Annotated in this window: 10 protein-coding genes and 6 pseudogenes; 8 read left to right on the top strand and 8 right to left on the bottom strand. The window is 60.3% G+C overall.

The annotated features are described in order from the left end of the window. Positions 1-115: 115 nt before the first annotated feature. Positions 116-588: pseudogene (locus HB777_37580) on the top strand (transposase). Here HB777_37580 and HB777_37575 read toward each other — a convergent pair. Next, positions 586-889: pseudogene (locus HB777_37575) on the bottom strand (IS6 family transposase). The pseudogenes HB777_37580 and HB777_37575 sit on opposite strands and share 3 nt — an antisense overlap. 164 nt (positions 890-1,053) lie before the next feature. Here HB777_37575 and HB777_37570 point away from each other — a divergent pair. Next, positions 1,054-2,192, top strand: a protein-coding gene (locus HB777_37570) for an IS3 family transposase (GenBank protein ID QND69406.1) whose coding sequence is annotated in 2 segments (ribosomal slippage) — positions 1,054-1,303 and positions 1,303-2,192 — 1,140 coding nt in all. Because the reading frame shifts where the segments join, the coding sequence is not laid out codon by codon here. Between the two features lie 200 nt (positions 2,193-2,392). Here the strand turns inward: HB777_37570 and HB777_37565 are convergent. Then, on the bottom strand, positions 2,393-2,596 hold the full coding sequence (locus HB777_37565) for a hypothetical protein (protein QND69328.1): 204 nt from the start codon (positions 2,594-2,596) through the stop codon (positions 2,393-2,395). Between the two features lie 135 nt (positions 2,597-2,731). Here HB777_37565 and HB777_37560 point away from each other — a divergent pair, with 135 nt between their 5' ends. Then, positions 2,732-3,226: a hypothetical protein gene (locus tag HB777_37560; GenBank protein ID QND69743.1), complete on the top strand. Its 495-nt coding sequence runs from the start codon at positions 2,732-2,734 to the stop codon at positions 3,224-3,226. 237 nt (positions 3,227-3,463) lie between these two features. Here HB777_37560 and HB777_37555 read toward each other — a convergent pair whose 3' ends face one another. After that, positions 3,464-4,114, bottom strand: coding sequence for a GntR family transcriptional regulator (locus tag HB777_37555; protein ID QND69405.1), 651 nt, complete (start codon positions 4,112-4,114; stop codon positions 3,464-3,466). A gap of 195 nt (positions 4,115-4,309) precedes the next feature. On the opposite strand from HB777_37555, the gene HB777_37550 reads away from it, so the two are divergent. The 5 genes and pseudogenes from HB777_37550 to HB777_37530 all read left to right on the top strand — a co-directional run bounded on the left by HB777_37550 (position 4,310) and on the right by HB777_37530 (position 10,817). After that, a complete protein-coding gene (locus HB777_37550; GenBank protein QND69404.1) occupies positions 4,310-5,704 on the top strand; it encodes a malonyl-CoA decarboxylase in 1,395 nt (464 codons plus the stop codon). Between the two features lie 21 nt (positions 5,705-5,725). After that, positions 5,726-7,245 (top strand): annotated as a pseudogene (locus HB777_37545) (malonyl-CoA synthase). A 108-nt stretch (positions 7,246-7,353) separates the two neighbouring features. After that, a pseudogene (locus HB777_37540) lies at positions 7,354-8,699 on the top strand (hypothetical protein). Between the two features lie 437 nt (positions 8,700-9,136). Then, positions 9,137-9,396: pseudogene (locus tag HB777_37535) on the top strand (ABC transporter ATP-binding protein). 74 nt (positions 9,397-9,470) lie between these two features. Further along, positions 9,471-10,817 carry an alkyl/aryl-sulfatase gene (locus tag HB777_37530; GenBank protein QND69403.1) on the top strand — a complete coding sequence of 449 codons (1,347 nt, stop codon included), beginning with the start codon at positions 9,471-9,473 and terminating at the stop codon, positions 10,815-10,817. A 170-nt stretch (positions 10,818-10,987) separates the two neighbouring features. Here the strand turns inward: HB777_37530 and HB777_37525 are convergent. From HB777_37525 to HB777_37505, 5 genes and pseudogenes are all read right to left on the bottom strand, one after another. Then, positions 10,988-12,326 (bottom strand): annotated as a pseudogene (locus tag HB777_37525) (IS1380 family transposase). A gap of 135 nt (positions 12,327-12,461) precedes the next feature. Beyond that, positions 12,462-13,016 (bottom strand): 3'-5' exonuclease, encoded by a 555-nt coding sequence (locus tag HB777_37520; GenBank protein ID QND69402.1) that lies wholly within the window; start codon positions 13,014-13,016, stop codon positions 12,462-12,464. Further along, positions 13,013-14,179 carry a hypothetical protein gene (locus tag HB777_37515; protein ID QND69401.1) on the bottom strand — a complete coding sequence of 389 codons (1,167 nt, stop codon included), beginning with the start codon at positions 14,177-14,179 and terminating at the stop codon, positions 13,013-13,015. The genes HB777_37520 and HB777_37515 overlap by 4 nt, the downstream gene beginning before the upstream one ends. Next, on the bottom strand, positions 14,179-15,075 hold the full coding sequence (locus HB777_37510) for an AAA family ATPase (protein ID QND69400.1): 897 nt from the start codon (positions 15,073-15,075) through the stop codon (positions 14,179-14,181). Before HB777_37510 ends, HB777_37515 begins: the two co-directional genes overlap by 1 nt. Beyond that, complete coding sequence (locus tag HB777_37505; GenBank protein QND69399.1) at positions 15,072-15,566, bottom strand: hypothetical protein; 495 nt, start codon at positions 15,564-15,566, stop codon at positions 15,072-15,074. The genes HB777_37510 and HB777_37505 overlap by 4 nt, the downstream gene beginning before the upstream one ends. Position 15,567: the final 1 nt, after the last annotated feature.

The following is a 15,567-nucleotide window of genomic DNA, read 5'->3' as shown; positions in this document are numbered from 1 at the left end:
CGGCGTTGGCCGTAGCTGCATGATTGAGGTGCAGAACGAAACAGCCTGACGTCGGTAAAGGGGGTGTGAGAAGGCGACGACCCGAATGGGCGCAACGATCGAACAGATCTGGATCTTGCCCGAGCTGGTCCGGGAAGAGTGTCGGGACCTCATCGACCAGATTGCCCAGAAGACGGAACGGATCGAGGCCAAGACGGGCCAGCTCAAGAAGCTGGCGTCACAGACCGGTACGGCGCGACGGCTGCAGACAATGCCGGGAGTCGGCCCGCTGACGGCGCTGGCGACCGAGAATTTTCGGACCCGATATGGCAAGCTTCAAACGTGGCCGTGACTTCGCAGCCTGGCTGGGCTTAGTCCCGCGGCAACATTCCTCAGGGGGCAAGGAGAGGCTCGGACGGGTTTCGAAGGAAGGACAAGCCGACATTCGCCAGTTGCTTCATCATCGGGGCGATGTCACGGCTGAACTGGCTAGGGCGCAAGTCGATCTCCAAGGGATCCTGGCTGGGGCAGATGCTGGCAAGGAAGCCACGTATGCTGGTGGCGATCGCCCTGGCGAACAAGATGGCCAGGACGATTTGGGCTATGCTCGGTGATCATACGCTTTGGCGGCAGACCCTGCTTCTTCAGAAGTCGCGTCAGCAGGCGCTTCATCCAGATGCCAGACATCATCTTTCGTTGGTGCCTTGCGGCGTATGCGGCGCGCATAATCAGGGCCGTGCTTTCGGCACCATCGGCGGATGGTCTCGTAGGAAACGACGATCCCGCGATCGAGCAGCATTTCCTCGACATCGCGCAGGCTCAGATTGAAGCGGAAGTAGAGCCAGACAGCACGGGCCACGATTTCGATCGGATAGCGGTGGTTCTTGTAGGTCGATGCACTCACGGTCATGGACGCGCTGCTACCTCAATTTCCTTACCCCTCAATCAATGTGACAGCACCCACGCGATGGATCGCCTGCAAGCCCGGCTTCAGAGCTGGCTCAAAATTGAACAGGGGTTTAAGTGGAATTTCTGCCTGAGCTGAGCCAGAGTGGCTCACGAACAGGAGCTGAAATGCCGAAACGAATTCGCCGTAACCATGCTGCTGGTTTTAAAGCCAAAGTGGCGCTTGCGGCCCTGAAAGGGGAAAAGACGCTATCGGAATTGGAGCAGCAATACGATGTGCATCCCAACCAGATCGCGGATTGGAAGAAACAGCTTCTTGAGGGAGCCGCGAGCGTGTTTAACGGTGGGGAGAAAGCGGCACCAGCGGTCGATGTGAAGGTTCTTCATGCCAAGATCGGCGAATTGACGCTGGCCAATGATTTTTTAGGCTCGGCGCTCGACAAGGCCGGGCTGTTGGCGAGCGTAAAACGATGATTGATCGCGACCATGACTTGCCGATTACAAAGCAGGCTGCCGAATTGGGGATCAGCCGGGGCAGCGTCTACGCCTTGCCTCGGCCCGTGTCAGCCGCCGATCTGAAGCTGATGCGCCGGATCGACGAATTGCACATGGATTATCCGTTCGCCGGCAGCCGGCTGATGCAAAAACTCCTGAAGCGGGAGGGCTATGAAACGGGCCGCTTACACGTGCGAACCTTGATGAAGCGCATGGGCATAGAGGCGCTTTATCGCAAACCGCGCACCAGCAAGCCCGGGGATGGGCACAAAATCTATCCCTATTTGTTGCGCAAACTGCCGGTCACCCGGCCCAATCAGGTCTGGGCGACAGACCTGACCTATATCCCGATGGCACGTGGGTTTTGTTATTTGGTCGCCATCGTCGACTGGTTTACGCGCAAGGTTCTGTCCTGGCGGCTCTCCATCACGATGGACACGGCGTTCTGCATTGAAGCACTCGAGGAGGCGCTCGCCCGATATGGCAAGCCGGAAATCTTCAACTCCGACCAGGGCAGCCAGTTCACCAGCATCGAGTTCACCAAGATCCTGCTCGATCAGAAAATCCAGATCAGCATGGATGGTAAGGGCGCCTGGCGCGACAACGTCTTCGTCGAGCGCCTATGGCGAACCGTCAAATACAACGAGGTCTATCTCCATGCCTATGAAAGCGTCAGCCAGGCACGTGCTTCCATCGGTAAATTCCTGACTTTTTATAACCAGAGACGACCTCATTCGAGCCTTGACGACAGAACGCCCGATGAGGCCTACTTCACCCCAATGACGCTCCCGAAGCGGCCTAAACACAGGTAGGATTCCACTTATAAATCGGGAAATCCTGTTCAAACAAACCGAGCCAGCTCTCTTGGTCGGGATCAACCTGTCGTCATCCCCAACCAGCCGACGGGCAAAATGTTGCTCGACCCGTCTGAGCGGCCGGCCCGGATCGTGATGCCGAAGAAGCCTTCGAGCTCCGAAGAGCGCCGTCGCGAACAGGACGAGCGCATAGCCGCTCAGATGGACTTGGTGAAGAGGATCGTGGGATGACGATGTTCGTTGAAACCCGCGCTGCGCTCATCATGCGCGCCGCCTTCGATGTGGCGGTCAAGATGCGATATCCAGTGCTTGCGGTCGGCAAAGCCGGACTCGGAAAGACTGTAGCGCTCAGGTGGATAGCCGACCAGAGTGGAGCTGCCTACTGTGAGGTTGCGCAGCATACCAGGGCCATCAGGCCAATGTTCAAGATGCTGCACGACGCCTACGGCGTCCAAAAGGACAGCAAGCACACATACGATCTTGCGAAGGATTGCATGAACTTTTTGGGCGGCCGGTACGGCCCAACGCGCCCGTTGCTGGTGGACGAATATCAGAACTTCACGCCCACCGTGCTGCGGGAGCTGCTGCATCTCCAGGAGCGCTGCGGTTTCCCGTTGCTGCTCGCGGGTAACACCCATCGGTTAGCGAGCACGAGGCGTGACACCCACGCTATGGATCAGATCGAAAGCCGTATCGGCATGCGTTTCGAGATCGGCCAGCCGACGCGGGAGGACTGCGTGAGGATAGGCGCCGAACACAACGTTGAGGGAACCGACAGCTACGAAGCGATTGCCATCTACGGTGAGAACACCTCCCTACGAGCGCTTTGCTACCTTCTCCAGAACTGCGCTGCCGGCACCAGCGGCTTCGGCAGCATTCGTCTTCCCCGGATCGAGACCACGCTTCGCGGCATGTCGTGCGCCAGCGATGTACTCAAGCTTCTGCACGAGCGCCGAAACGACCGTCAGCCCCAACCGCAGGCGACCAGGAGAAGTAAGCGCGCGAACGGGGAAACCCTGTTGTCGCGTTAGAATACTGAGAGACACTTGAGATACGAGCCGCCGGGCAGCGGTTCGGAGATGACCAGGTTCCAATCTCAATCAGCCATCCATGGTTGCATGCGGGCGACCGGCAGCCGCAAGGCCGCCTGCGTAGACCCACGGTTTGCCATGGTGCGCACAGTACCGCGCACGACCTCCGAAGCCCGGCTTAATTCCGGACAACGACAGATAATTCTGGACAGCACAGTGGAACCACCGGACGATCGACTATCTGCTCGCCAGCGTCGCTACAAGATCGCTGAAACGTTCGCCCTGGATACTGACATGCTGGCGCAGGAGCGTGCGCGCCCGCTCCGCGTCGCCGGCTAGGATTGCTTCCACGATCGCGCCATGCTCGGCGAACGAGGTGGCAACGCGGTTGCGCACGCGAAGCTGGAGACGCCTGTAAGGCTGCAGACGGCGATGCAGTGCGACGCACTGCTCGGCGAGGAAACCGCTGTGGCTGGCAGCATAGATAGCTTTGTGAAAGCGTTCATTGTCGTAGTAGTAGAGGTCGCTGTCGCCAGCAGAGGACGAACGCTCGCAGTCTGCATGCGCGGCCAAGATGGTTGTGCGATCGGCATCGGTGAACCGTCGCGCGGCCAGCGAACCGGCCAGACCCTCAAGTTCCGCCATCACCTCGAACATTTCGAAAATGCGGTGCGGTCCCGGATCGATCACCACGGCACCCCGGCGCGGCCGGATCTCCACCAGCCCGATCGCATTCAACTGCATCAGCGCCTCGCGCACCGGCGTTCTCGACACGCCGAAGCGTGTGGCCAATTGCACCTCGTCTAGCCGCGCACCGGGGGCGAAGTCGTTCGAGATTATGCTGTTTTCGATCTCGTCTCGCAGGCGTTGAACGACATTCTCCGACATCTTTGGGCCCTTTCAATGCAAGAGGTCAATTCTTGTATGCAAGATGCTTGACTTTGCGCACAAGAATGTTTAGGAACCATACCACATTAGGCAAGTCGCACACAATTGGGCGAACGCATCCGAGCAACAGCAAGCATCGAGAGCGCGCGGACGGCCCTATTTGTGCCGATTCGACGTTGCCAGGGGGACTCCGACATGGAAGGCATCTCGTTCTTCAGCGATATGGTGCAAAGCATCACCGATCGCGGCCGTAGGCTGCTTGCGGTAGGCGCGCGCAGCGGGCCGGTCCCAGCTGAGACCAATATCGAAAAACTCTGCGACATGCTGCTGTCGAGCCGGGGCGAAGCCTCGGGCATGGCATTGGCCGCCGAGATCCATCAGCGCTGGGCGCAACTGGACGCGGCCGGTCAGCAAGACTTCGTGCGTATGCTGCACGAACAGTTCGGCCCAGACATCGCCAAGCTTGACAAAGCCATCGAGCGCTACCGCAGCGACAGGAGTTCGGATGCCGTCATCGAACTGCATCAAGCCGCCGAGCCGCGTCGCCAGGAACTGGTGCGCAGGCTCAACCTTGCCCCCAAAGGTACGGCAAGACTGGTGGAGATGCGCGAGCGCCTGCTAGCCATGAAGGATGCGACGGAACCGTTTCGCGCCGTCGATGCCGACTTCGCGCACCTGTTCGGCTCATGGTTCAACCGCGGCTTTCTGACCCTGCGTCCGATCGACTGGTCGACGCCAGCCGACATCCTTGAGAAGATCATCAAATACGAGGCTGTGCACGAAATCGCCGGCTGGGAGGAACTGCGACGGAGACTGGCTCCTGCCGACCGCAGGTGCTTTGCGTTCTTCCACCCGCGTCTCGCAGACGATCCGCTGATCTTCGTCGAGGTTGCGTTGACCAAGGCGATTCCCTCCGCCATCGCGGATGTGCTCGACGAGAACCGTTCCCCGATCACGGCCCAGGACGCCACCACCGCTGTCTTCTATTCGATTTCCAACTGCCAGGACGGACTGCGCGGCATCTCTTTCGGGAATTTTCTCATCAAGCAGGTGGTCGAGGATTTGCGCCGCGAGCTTCCAAGTCTGAAGACCTTCGTGACGCTGTCGCCGGCTCCTGCTTTCGCCGGCTGGCTGGCAAAACTGCGCAAGGCGACCGATTCGCGCCTCGGTGACCAGGCGATCAAGACGCTCGACCTGCTGGACGATCCGAGCTGGGCGAATGATCCACAGAAGGCGCGGGCCGTCGAAGGTGTACTCCTCCCACTCGCTGCACGCTATTTCGTGAAGGAACGTGCCGCCGGCAGACGGCCGGTCGATCCTGTGGCGCGTTTTCATTTGGGCAACGGCGCTCGCCTCGAACGGTTGAACTTCCTCGCCGATCACTCCGCCAAGGCGATGCGGCAGTCCCACGGCTTGATGGTCAATTACCTTTACAAGTTGGACGACATCGAAGCGAACCATGAAGCCTTGGCGCAACATGGCGAGGTCGCGGCTTCGCCGGAGGTGATGAAACTGGCGGAGACCGAATCGGCCGACGTCAGTCTCGGCGCCCCGGTTCATCGACGCCGTACCAAAATACAGAAAACCTAATAAGCAATTGGGAGGAGTTCAATGAGCAATCACCTGTTCGACGCCATGCGAGCATCCGCCAAGTCAGGCGAGTCCATTTTCATCGAGACCATCGATGGTCGGCATTGGACCTATGGAGATGCGCTGCGGCTCTCCGGACAGATCGCCAGCACGGTCGACGTGCTTGGTGTTCGCCCTGGCGACCGAGTCGCAGTCCAGGTGGACAAGAGCCCGCTGGCTCTGATGCTCTACCTTGCATGCTTGCGTTGCGGGGCGGTCTATTTGCCATTGAACACCGCTTACACGTTGGCCGAACTCGATTATTTTATCGGTGACGCCGAACCGCGGCTGGTCGTCGTCTCATCAAGGGCTCGGGCTGAAGTCGAAAAGATCGCGCATCGCCACGGCGCAATCGTCGAAACACTCGATGCCGACGGCGCTGGATCGCTGATGGAGTTGGCAAGGGAGGAGTCTGTCGACTTCTTCGACGCCGCGCGCGCGCCTGACGATCTCGCTGCGATCCTCTACACATCGGGGACCACCGGCCGTTCCAAGGGCGCAATGCTGACGCACGACAACCTGTTGTCCAATGCGCTTGCGTTGCGCGAGTGCTGGTGCGTGACGACAGCCGACCGGCTGATCCACGCGCTGCCGATCTTTCACACGCATGGGCTCTTCGTGGCGACCAATATCACGCTCATCGCGGGCGCCTCGATGTTTCTGCTGCCAAAGTTCGAGCCGGAAGAAATCCTTCCTCTGATGTCGCGCGCGACGCTGATGATGGGCGTGCCGACGTTCTATGTGCGGCTGCTTCAGCACGAGGGCCTTAACCGTGACGCCGTTGCCAATATGCGGCTTTTCATATCAGGCTCGGCGCCGCTGCTTGCCGAAACACACGCCGCATTCGAGCAGCGCACCGGTCACGCCATCCTCGAGCGCTACGGGATGACCGAGACCAACATGAATACCTCAAACCCTTATGAAGGCGAGCGAAGGGCCGGGACAGTCGGCCTTCCACTCCCAGGCGTGTCGGTGAAGGTCACCGATCCAGCCACGGGCGAGGCGCTTGGACCAGGCGAAACCGGCATGATCGAGATCAAGGGCCGAACGTTTTCAAAGGCTACTGGCGGATGCCGGAAAAGACGGCGGCGGAGTTCAGCAGGGACGGTCATTTCATCAGCGGCGACCTCGGCAAGATCGATGAGGCGGGCTATGTCCACATCGTCGGACGCGGCAAGGACCTGGTGATTTCCGGCGGCTACAACATCTATCCGAAGGAGGTCGAGAACGAGATCGACCAGCTCGACGGCGTCGCCGAGAGCGCGGTGATCGGCGTTGCGCACCCCGACTTCGGTGAGGGCGTGACGGCGATAGTGGTCCTCGAGCCCGGCACCCGGCTGGACGAAAAGGCCGTGCTCAACGCGCTGCACGCCCGCCTCGCGCGCTACAAGCAGCCGAAACGGGTCATCTTCGTCGAGGACCTTCCGCGCAACACCATGGGAAAGGTGCAGAAGAACCTTCTGCGCGACCGGTACAGCGACCTTTACATGCCCGCCTCATAGGAGGCCACGACCCGCGTTGGTGCTTGGGAGCGAGACCGACGCAGGCCGATCTACTAACCGATGGAAATGAGAACGGGCGCCTGAATGCGGTTCCCGAGGGAGGAAGCTATGAACATACAGATTCTGTCGATCGCCCTGCTGGTTGGCATGTTCGTGATCGCAACCATTCAGCCGATCAATATGGGCGCACTCGCCTTCGCCTGCGCCTTTGTGGTCGGCTCCCTCATCATGGCTATGAAGCCGGCGGAAATATTCGCCGGCTTCCCGAGCGACCTCTTCCTGACATTGGTCGGCATTACCTATCTGTTCGCCATCGCCCAGATCAATGGCACCATCGATTGGCTGGTCGAGGGCGCAGTCAAACTGGTGCGCGGACATGTGGCGTGGATTCCCTGGGTCATGTTCCTGGTCGCCGCTGTCATCACCGGCTTCGGTGGCCTCGGACCTGCAGCCGTCGCCATCTTGGCCCCGGTGGCGCTGGGTTTTGCGTTCCAGTATCGCATCAATCCGGTCATGATGGGATTGATGGTTATTCACGGTGCACAGGCGGGGGCTTTTCTCCGATCAGCGTCTATGGTGGCATCACCAACCAGATAGTCGAGAAGGCGGGGTTGCCGTTCGCACCGACATCACTGTTCCTCTCCAGCTTCTTCTTCAACCTGGCCATCGCCGTCCTCGTCTTCTTCGTCTTCGGCGGCTCGAAGGTGTTGCGTAAGCATTCGATCGTATTAGGCCCACTGCCCGACCTCCACCCTGAGGGCGTGACGCAGCCAATCATCGGCCACGGCGGCACGCCGGCTGTGCCAATCAGCCATCGCGTCTTTGAGGAGCAGACGAAAAATGTGTCGGCGCTTTCCAGCCTGACTACGGAAAGGTTGACGACTTTGATTGGCCTTACGGCACTCGCGGTCGGCGCACTCGTCTTCAAATTCAATGTCGGGCTGGTGGCGATCACGGTGGCCGTCGCACTGGCGCTCCTCTCACCGAAGACCCAGAAGGCAGCGATCGACAAGGTCAGCTGGTCGACAGTGCTGCTGATCGCCGGCATCATCACCTATGTCGGCCTCATGGAGAAGATCGGTACGATCGACTACGTCGCGAAAGGCATCTCGAGCCTCGGTATGCCGCTGCTGGTTGCACTCCTCCTCTGCTTCACCGGCGCGATCGTATCGGCGTTCGCCTCGTCCACCGCCTTGCTCGGCGCCATCATTCCGCTCGCCGTTCCGTTCTTGCTGCAGGGCCACATCAGCGCCATCGGCGTCGTTGCGGCAATCGCCATTTCAACGACCATCGTCGACACCAGCCCGTTCTCCACAAACGGCGCCATTGTCGTCGCCAACGCGCAAGAATCCGAGCGCGACAGCGTGTTGCGGACATTGCTGATCTACAGCGCGCTCATCGCCATCATCGGACCTATCATCGCCCTGGTCTTCGTGGTCTCAGGACTGGTCTGAGTAAGCCACGATTCCCAGCTGAATCACCCAGGTCGAGCCGCCGCCTTTTATTGGAGCGGCGGCTGGACTGTCTCAGGACCGCGCTCGTGCAGCCCTCCGCGCGGGTCATATTCGTCAAGCGAACTGTCGCGGCGCCAACACGCTGCACCCGGGCGTTCGGTTGCGCGCAAGGCGATTCCGACCCGTCATGGCAGCACCTTTCGCCGCCGTTTCGTGCCTTGTCGACTGATGCGTTGCCCGTCGAGCAGCCCGAACATTATCCTGCCGGGGTCTTCCGACAGCACAAGCCGTTCGCCGATCAGAGCGGTCGTCCGCCTCGCCGGATCGTAGATTGGCCAGTTGACCGCCGCTCATGCACGAACTGCACGACCGCCTCGTTCATGCGATCAGCTGGCAGCCCTGGGAGTAGGTCGTAGGGTCCGGCGCGTTTCCAGACAGGCGCACCGCGCTTCATCCTGTTCGACGAGCCCACGGCCGGCCTTTCGCCGACCGAGCGCCGCGACCTCGTCGCGATCCTCAACGCGCCGCCGAAGCATATCGGCTACATCATCATCGAGCACGATCTGGATGTCGCGCTGCGTATGTCGGAATATGTCTCGATGATGCACAATGGCCGCCTGTTCAAGGAAGGCACGCCGCAAGAGATCGAAGCCGATCCGAGGTCCAGGAAAACTATCTCGGGGGCAAGCATGGCTGAGCGCCCAGCCTAACCACCATAGCTAATCCTCGCACCTCCACCATAAATACTCCGCCGCTGACGATGATGGCGACATGGTTCGACACGGCGGTCGCCACGCCGATGTTCTGCTCGATTATGGATCGGCTCTAGATCAATCGGCGCCCGCCTACGCAGACGATTTTGCCGGCCGTGAGCAACTCCGCGCGAGTTCCGCCGAGTTCAGGAAGGAAGTCATTCAAATCACCGACGGCGTCTTTGCGGCCGTCGGCTATTCGGCGAGCAATGTCACGCTTATCCAGGGCGACAATGGCTCGATCATTGTCGATACGTCCGCAAACCCTGTCGACGCGAAGGCCATCATAGGTGCATTCGGGGATCGCCTGGTGCGGCCCGTGCGAGCAATTCTCTACACGCACAATCACCCCGACCATTCCGGCGGCGCGAATGTGTTTTCCGGAAATGACAACCCCGAAATCTATAGTCACCAGACGCTGGTGGAAGCCGGTCCAGAGCTCGGCAGAGGCCAGCGCGACGGCGGCGATGCATTTGGCACAAAGCTGCCCGACGAACTGTTCATCAATGCCGGCACCCAACTCGAATACGGTCGGGTGACGCCGCACACGCGGGAAGGCTACCTGCCTCCGACGCGCACCTTCAGCGGCGAGAGCTTGACGATTGAGGTGGCGGGCGCCGAGATGCAGCTTATCCATACGCCGGGCGAATCTCCCGAGAACACGGCTATCTGGCTGGCGGCAAAGGGCGTGCTCATTCCAGGCGACGATTTCTTGAAATCCTACCCGAATCTCTCACCGATCCGCGGCCTTAAACTGAGGTCGCCGGAGAAGTGGATCGCCAGCCTCGACAAGATGCTTACCTTGGAGGCCACCTACATGGTGCAGGGGCATATGCGTCCAATCCTCGGGAAGGACAAGGTGCGTAAGGCACTCACAGACTACCGGGACGGGATCAAGACCGTCCTCGACCAGGCCCTCGCAGGCATCAAGCAGGGCAAGACACCGGACGAACTTGTCCAGGAGGTAAAGCTTCCTACCGAACTCGCAAACAGCCCCTACCTTCAGGAATACTATGGCAGCGTGGCTTGGGCCGTACGGGGTATCTACGCCGACTATGTGGGATGGTTCGATGGCAACGCGACCAGTTTATACCCGCTGCCTCCTACCGAGCGCGCCCGCAAGATGCTCAAGCTAGCCGGTGGACCAGCGAAGATGCTCGATCGAGCCAATGAAGCGGTCGAGGCCAAGGAGTTCCAGTGGGCGGCCGAACTAGTCGATTATGTGCTGGCCCTCGACCCTGAACACGGGGCGGCAAAGGAACTCAAGGCCCGGGCGCTGACCGAACTGGGCGAACGCCAGATCAATGCCACGGCCCGGAATTACTATTTGACCTCGGCGCAGTACCTGTCGAAGAAAAGCAACTAGCCGCCTTGATGCACGGCGATGAGGTTTTGGCGGCCTGAAGCGGCGATGTGGCCGCTGTTGGGCGCTTTTCCGCGAGCCTCGTCAGGCGCCGGCGGTGATCCGTCGTGATGGCAGGTGGGGTTTGCAGGTTGCGGTCGGCGGGTTCGTTTCGGGGCGTCTGCGCCCCATCGTTATGTCGCGAGTTGGGGGATGCGATCGAGGACGATGCGCAGGATACGCTGGTCGGGGCAGGATGTCGGCAGGTGCAGGCGGATTTGCGTTTTCATCTCGACCACCCGCGCGGCGATTTTGATGAGGCGCAATCGCAGCGTGTCGAATTGGGCGACGGCAAAGCTCGAGCGTTTCGGCATCGCAGCGCGCAGGCTCCACATCAGCCAGTAGGCGCCGGCATGCAGGAAGAGCCGGAACTGGTTGGCCGTCGCTCTTGTGCAGGACGTTCGGTCGGCGGCGAGATGCGTCTTCCAGGACTTGATGTGGTTCTCGGCCGCGCCGCGCCGGCAGTAAAGATCCGCGTAGAGCGCCTTGGCCTTTCCACCGGCGAGGTTGGTGACGATGAAGCGGGTGTCAGCACCTTGGGCGCCGACCTCGACCCGCGCGATGATGCGCTCGACGCGGCTCCAGCTGGCGGCCCCATCCAGGAACTCCTTGAATCTGCGGACCTTGTTCGTCTTCGGTGACGCTTCAAAGCGCGCCGTCGTGCGGGCTTCCAGGTCCGCGACATGCTTGCGCAGGGTCGTGGTGGGCGCTACGCCGAGGATGAAGTCGACATCGTTGGAGCGGCACCAGTCGATGATCTGCGGGCTGCAATAGTGGCCGTCGGCCCGGATCAGGATCCGGATGTTCGGCCAGTTGCTCCGGATCGCCCGCACGAGGCGGCGCAGGTGGGGGCAGATCTCAGCCCCGCTCGGCCGCCTGGCCGGTCGCAGGATCGCGCTGACGAACCGGCCCGCACCGTCGAACACTACGATCGGCTGGAAGCCGTATTCGTCGTAATGCGCGTTGAACAGGCGCAATTGCTGGCCGCCATGTACGGCGTCAAACGTGTCGTCGATGTCGAGCACAATCCGCTTCGGCACCTGCCGGAAGGAAGCGCAATAGAGATCGACCATCGCCCGCCCCATCGCGACCAGCTCCCGCACGCCGGGCAGGTTCTCCAGCCGGCAGATCGTCGACTGGGAGGCCAGATCCCGACCCGACGGCAGCGCATCCTGGGCCATCTTGAAGACCGGATCGGAGCGCAGCCGGTTGGCGTCATTGCCATCCTCATAGCCGGCGGCGATCATCTTAATGCGAAAGCCGATCATGTCCGCCAGGCTGTGGACGACCTGGTCCGGGCAGCGCGGATCATCGATGCAACGCGCCAGACGGTCGGCCACCCGCAGTCGTTTTCCACCTCGGCCAGAGCCAGAACGCCACAGTTGGAGGACAACATGCCCCGTCGAAACGAGCGATGACGGACTTGCCGCCCACTGATGACAAACCGCTCAGCGGCAGGGTAAGATCATTCATGGCGGGTGTGGTCTCCGGGAAATGATTCGGATCGGCTTTAGCAACCAAATCCTACGTCATTTCAACGGCTTGCGCCACATCCGCCAACCCGCCGTGAATTTTTCGGGCTAGCAGGTAGCTCGAAGGCGGGCTATTCTACCGATGCTGCATCAATTGAGATTGGATCAGACGGAATAGCTCTGCCTGGTACTGTGCGTCATGTAGAGCATCATGATCTCCTTCCAAGCGAGGCCTTAAAGCCTTCGCGATTTTGCTCGATCGCGTGTCTGCCCAGTTGCAACCGGTCGCCCCCATATACATGGCCTTGATGTCGAGCGCTGTGAATCCGAACGGATTTCCTCCGCCAAAGCGATGGAAATAGTAGTTCACGAACGACCAATCGAAAGGGGCATTGAACCCAACAAAGACGACACTTCCGTCGACACCCGCCGCCATCGCCAGCCAGTCCGTGAAGCGTCGCATTGCCTCCGAGGGGTCCAATCCTGCTCGGGCGAGTTCGTCCAAAGAAAGGCCCGACACCTCAAGAGCCTTAGGATCTGCATTGCGATTGATCGGCTTCAGTTCGCAAGCAAACGTGTTCGTTGGGGCGAACACCTCGCAGGCACCGATCGATAGAAGGCTGAACTCGCCGGGGATGGGGCCGGCCGTTTCCACATCGACCGAAACGAAGATTTCTCGCTTTCCACTCATGAGATCAGGGGCTCCGCCGGGACGAGGGAAGGACGGTTGCGGATGGACTGCCAATGCTCTCGGAACGCTCGCCGCCTGTCCTCCGCGCTTCCCGTGGTCTTCCAATGGAGACCTGAGAAAGTCGTAATATCGAACGGCAGGCTGGATCCTTCGCGTGCCATCACCATGGTTGGAAGACCACGGCCAAGAGCATAGCCAAGCTCAAGGAAGCAGTTCGGCCGTGTCCCGGTGATGTCAGCAAGAACGACGCTGCTGCGATGTAGCTTCGCGAATATCTCCTGATCAATCCGGGCATGCTCATAGGCTTGGCGACCGTCGATCACGACGAGGCGGTAGCCAAATTCGCCTTCGATTACGGGCTGAACCACCGTGTCGAAGAAGGTCTGCACATCGGCATAGTCGGGTAGATCTGGATTGAGCAGCCGCACGGCAAAGGCCTTTGGCCTCTCCAGCGCTTCCAAAAGTTCGACAAGCACGGAGACGCGATCGGGAATTGACTGTCGTGAAGGAAAACGAATCTTGTTGATCCAGTCATGAGCATCGCCATCGTCGGCGATCTGAAACAGCCGCCGGCTCTGGGTGCTGGTCAGCCCATAATTATGGAGTCGGCGCGCACCTGTCGTCTCGGGACAGAGCGGAAGGTTGAGCGGCACGATTGGTTTGCCTGCATCGTGATAGAGATTGGCGAGATAGAGCACGCCCTCAGTCCCGCCCAAGGCCACGAGAATATCTCCGAACCGCGCCTGCGCCTCCATGCGCTTGCTATTCATGTTCCAATGCGCGGCGTTTTCGATTCTCACCAAAGGCGAAGCGCGCAGCTCGTCCCAGAGGCCGGCATATTCCGCCGGAATTTGATCCTCACTCTTATGGTGCTGGACTGCCACCGCGAGTGATCCCGATGCATTCGCTGGACGCAGTGCCAGATTGTCCTTGATCGTCTTCCAGACCAGCCAATCGAAGCAGATCGGCAAGCTGTCGCTCTTGCGCACTGGGTCAGCGTCAACAGCGATAACGAAATTCGCGCCGCGCTTGACCAGCTCTTTTACCAGAGCGGAGACCAGTTCCCGCGCCTGATTCACATCACCAGCCGCCGCGACCGCAACATCTTCGACGATGCTGCCGGCGAGATGGATACGGCGGCCGAACAGCGGAGAGCGAGTCATCACTTATCCTCCATCACCGGCGACGCCTGCAGGGTGGCCGCCACAGATTTCAGATGTTCGAAGCGCAGCGGCTCCTGCGGATAGGCCTTCGCTAGCGCTGCCGGATATAGCCGAGTGCGAATGTCCGAATAGGTCCAGGTTGGATGACCAGCGCGCGCACCCGTCGCCGCGACAAGTTCGTCGAACTGTGTTGGCGCCAGGCCAAGACCGGCCAGGTCCATCGTGAGGAGCTGGCGACGTTCCTCATCGGAGGGGCGCTTGAACTCCTCGATGATTGCGGCACGCCGGCGAAGTGCCGCGTCCAGTGCCGAGAGACGGTTGGTGCAAAGGATCACAACGATGCGGCCGCCATATTGGCGCAGGTCATCAACGCCCTGGATCAGCGTGTTAACGGCCACCTTGTCCTCGTGATGACTGTGATCCTGCGCGCGCGAAGCGCCGAGGCTGTCGCCTTCGTCGATCACCAGGATCGCACGGCGATGTTTGCCAGCGGATTGAACGACCTTGCGAAACGCCTCGGCGATCAGTGTGCCCATCTCGCCGACCATGCCGCTGCCGCGAACGCGATTGGAGAGCTTGAAAAGAATGGAATCTTCGCTCTTAGCCTCCGCCACCAGCTTGTTGGCAATGCATTCGGCCATAGCCGTCTTTCCAGTCCCGACGTCACCGTAAAAGATCACCAGCGGATATTGTTCGGCGACAAGATCGCAGATGGCGAGCTTGCCGCCGTGATGTTTCCGGTTCCATTCACCGAGGCCGCCGACATTAAGCAGAAGGCGAAGTTGATCATGGACGTGGGCGTAGCGCGCCTCGAACCCCAACAGCGTCCTCTGGCGCATGGTGAGCGTAACACTGGGAAGCGGCGTTTCGCTGTCAAAGATGCTCGGCTGGCTCACGCTGCCCAATCCTTTCGTTGCATGCCATAGGCGTTGCTCGCGTAGCCGCGGCCACCTGCCGACATCAGGCTGGCATGGCTGGTGTCGTCGTAAGTCGGCACCCACCCGATTTTGAGCTTGCCCTTTGTCGCCTCGCGCGCCTCGCTCGTATAAGCATTCGTGTAGCTGAGCACGATACGCAGATGCGCACCCGACACCTTTGGCCAGAGGACGCCACCCGGCCGGCTCGACGTGAGTGAGCCTGCGTCGGTATCGACATCAAAGCGGACGGCTTTCACCTCGACGCCATTGCTGAGCAGCGTCACGTCAACCCATTTGAGATATCCAGCCTTGGCCAGCACCTCGATGTCATATGCATAGTTGGCAGCTTCCGCCGCGGTCCAGGCGCCGGTACTGTCGGCGATCATGGCGAGATCGGCTTTCACACGGCGGACGACATTTTCGATGTCGACGACCGTGTAGGTAGCAGTTGCTGTTCTGGTCTGGCTCATC

Source organism: Mesorhizobium loti (genome assembly GCA_014189435.1).
Taxonomy (GTDB): domain Bacteria; phylum Pseudomonadota; class Alphaproteobacteria; order Rhizobiales; family Rhizobiaceae; genus Mesorhizobium; species Mesorhizobium loti_G.
Note: the sequence above shows the minus strand (reverse complement) of the source record. Positions and strands in the feature narration are given on the sequence as shown.

Bases quoted from the DNA above. Each gene is read 5' to 3' on its own strand.
- HB777_37565 (QND69328.1), bottom strand. From the start codon at position 2,596: ATGCTGCGCAACCTCACAGTAGGCAGCTCCACTCTGGTCGGCTATCCA.
- HB777_37555 (QND69405.1), bottom strand. From the start codon at position 4,114: ATGTCGGAGAATGTCGTTCAACGCCTGCGAGACGAGATCGAAAACAGC.
- HB777_37550 (QND69404.1), top strand. From the start codon at position 4,310: ATGGAAGGCATCTCGTTCTTCAGCGATATGGTGCAAAGCATCACCGAT.
- HB777_37530 (QND69403.1), top strand. From the start codon at position 9,471: ATGGTTCGACACGGCGGTCGCCACGCCGATGTTCTGCTCGATTATGGA.
- HB777_37520 (QND69402.1), bottom strand. From the start codon at position 13,016: ATGAGTGGAAAGCGAGAAATCTTCGTTTCGGTCGATGTGGAAACGGCC.
- HB777_37515 (QND69401.1), bottom strand. From the start codon at position 14,179: ATGACTCGCTCTCCGCTGTTCGGCCGCCGTATCCATCTCGCCGGCAGC.
- HB777_37505 (QND69399.1), bottom strand. From the start codon at position 15,566: ATGAGCCAGACCAGAACAGCAACTGCTACCTACACGGTCGTCGACATC.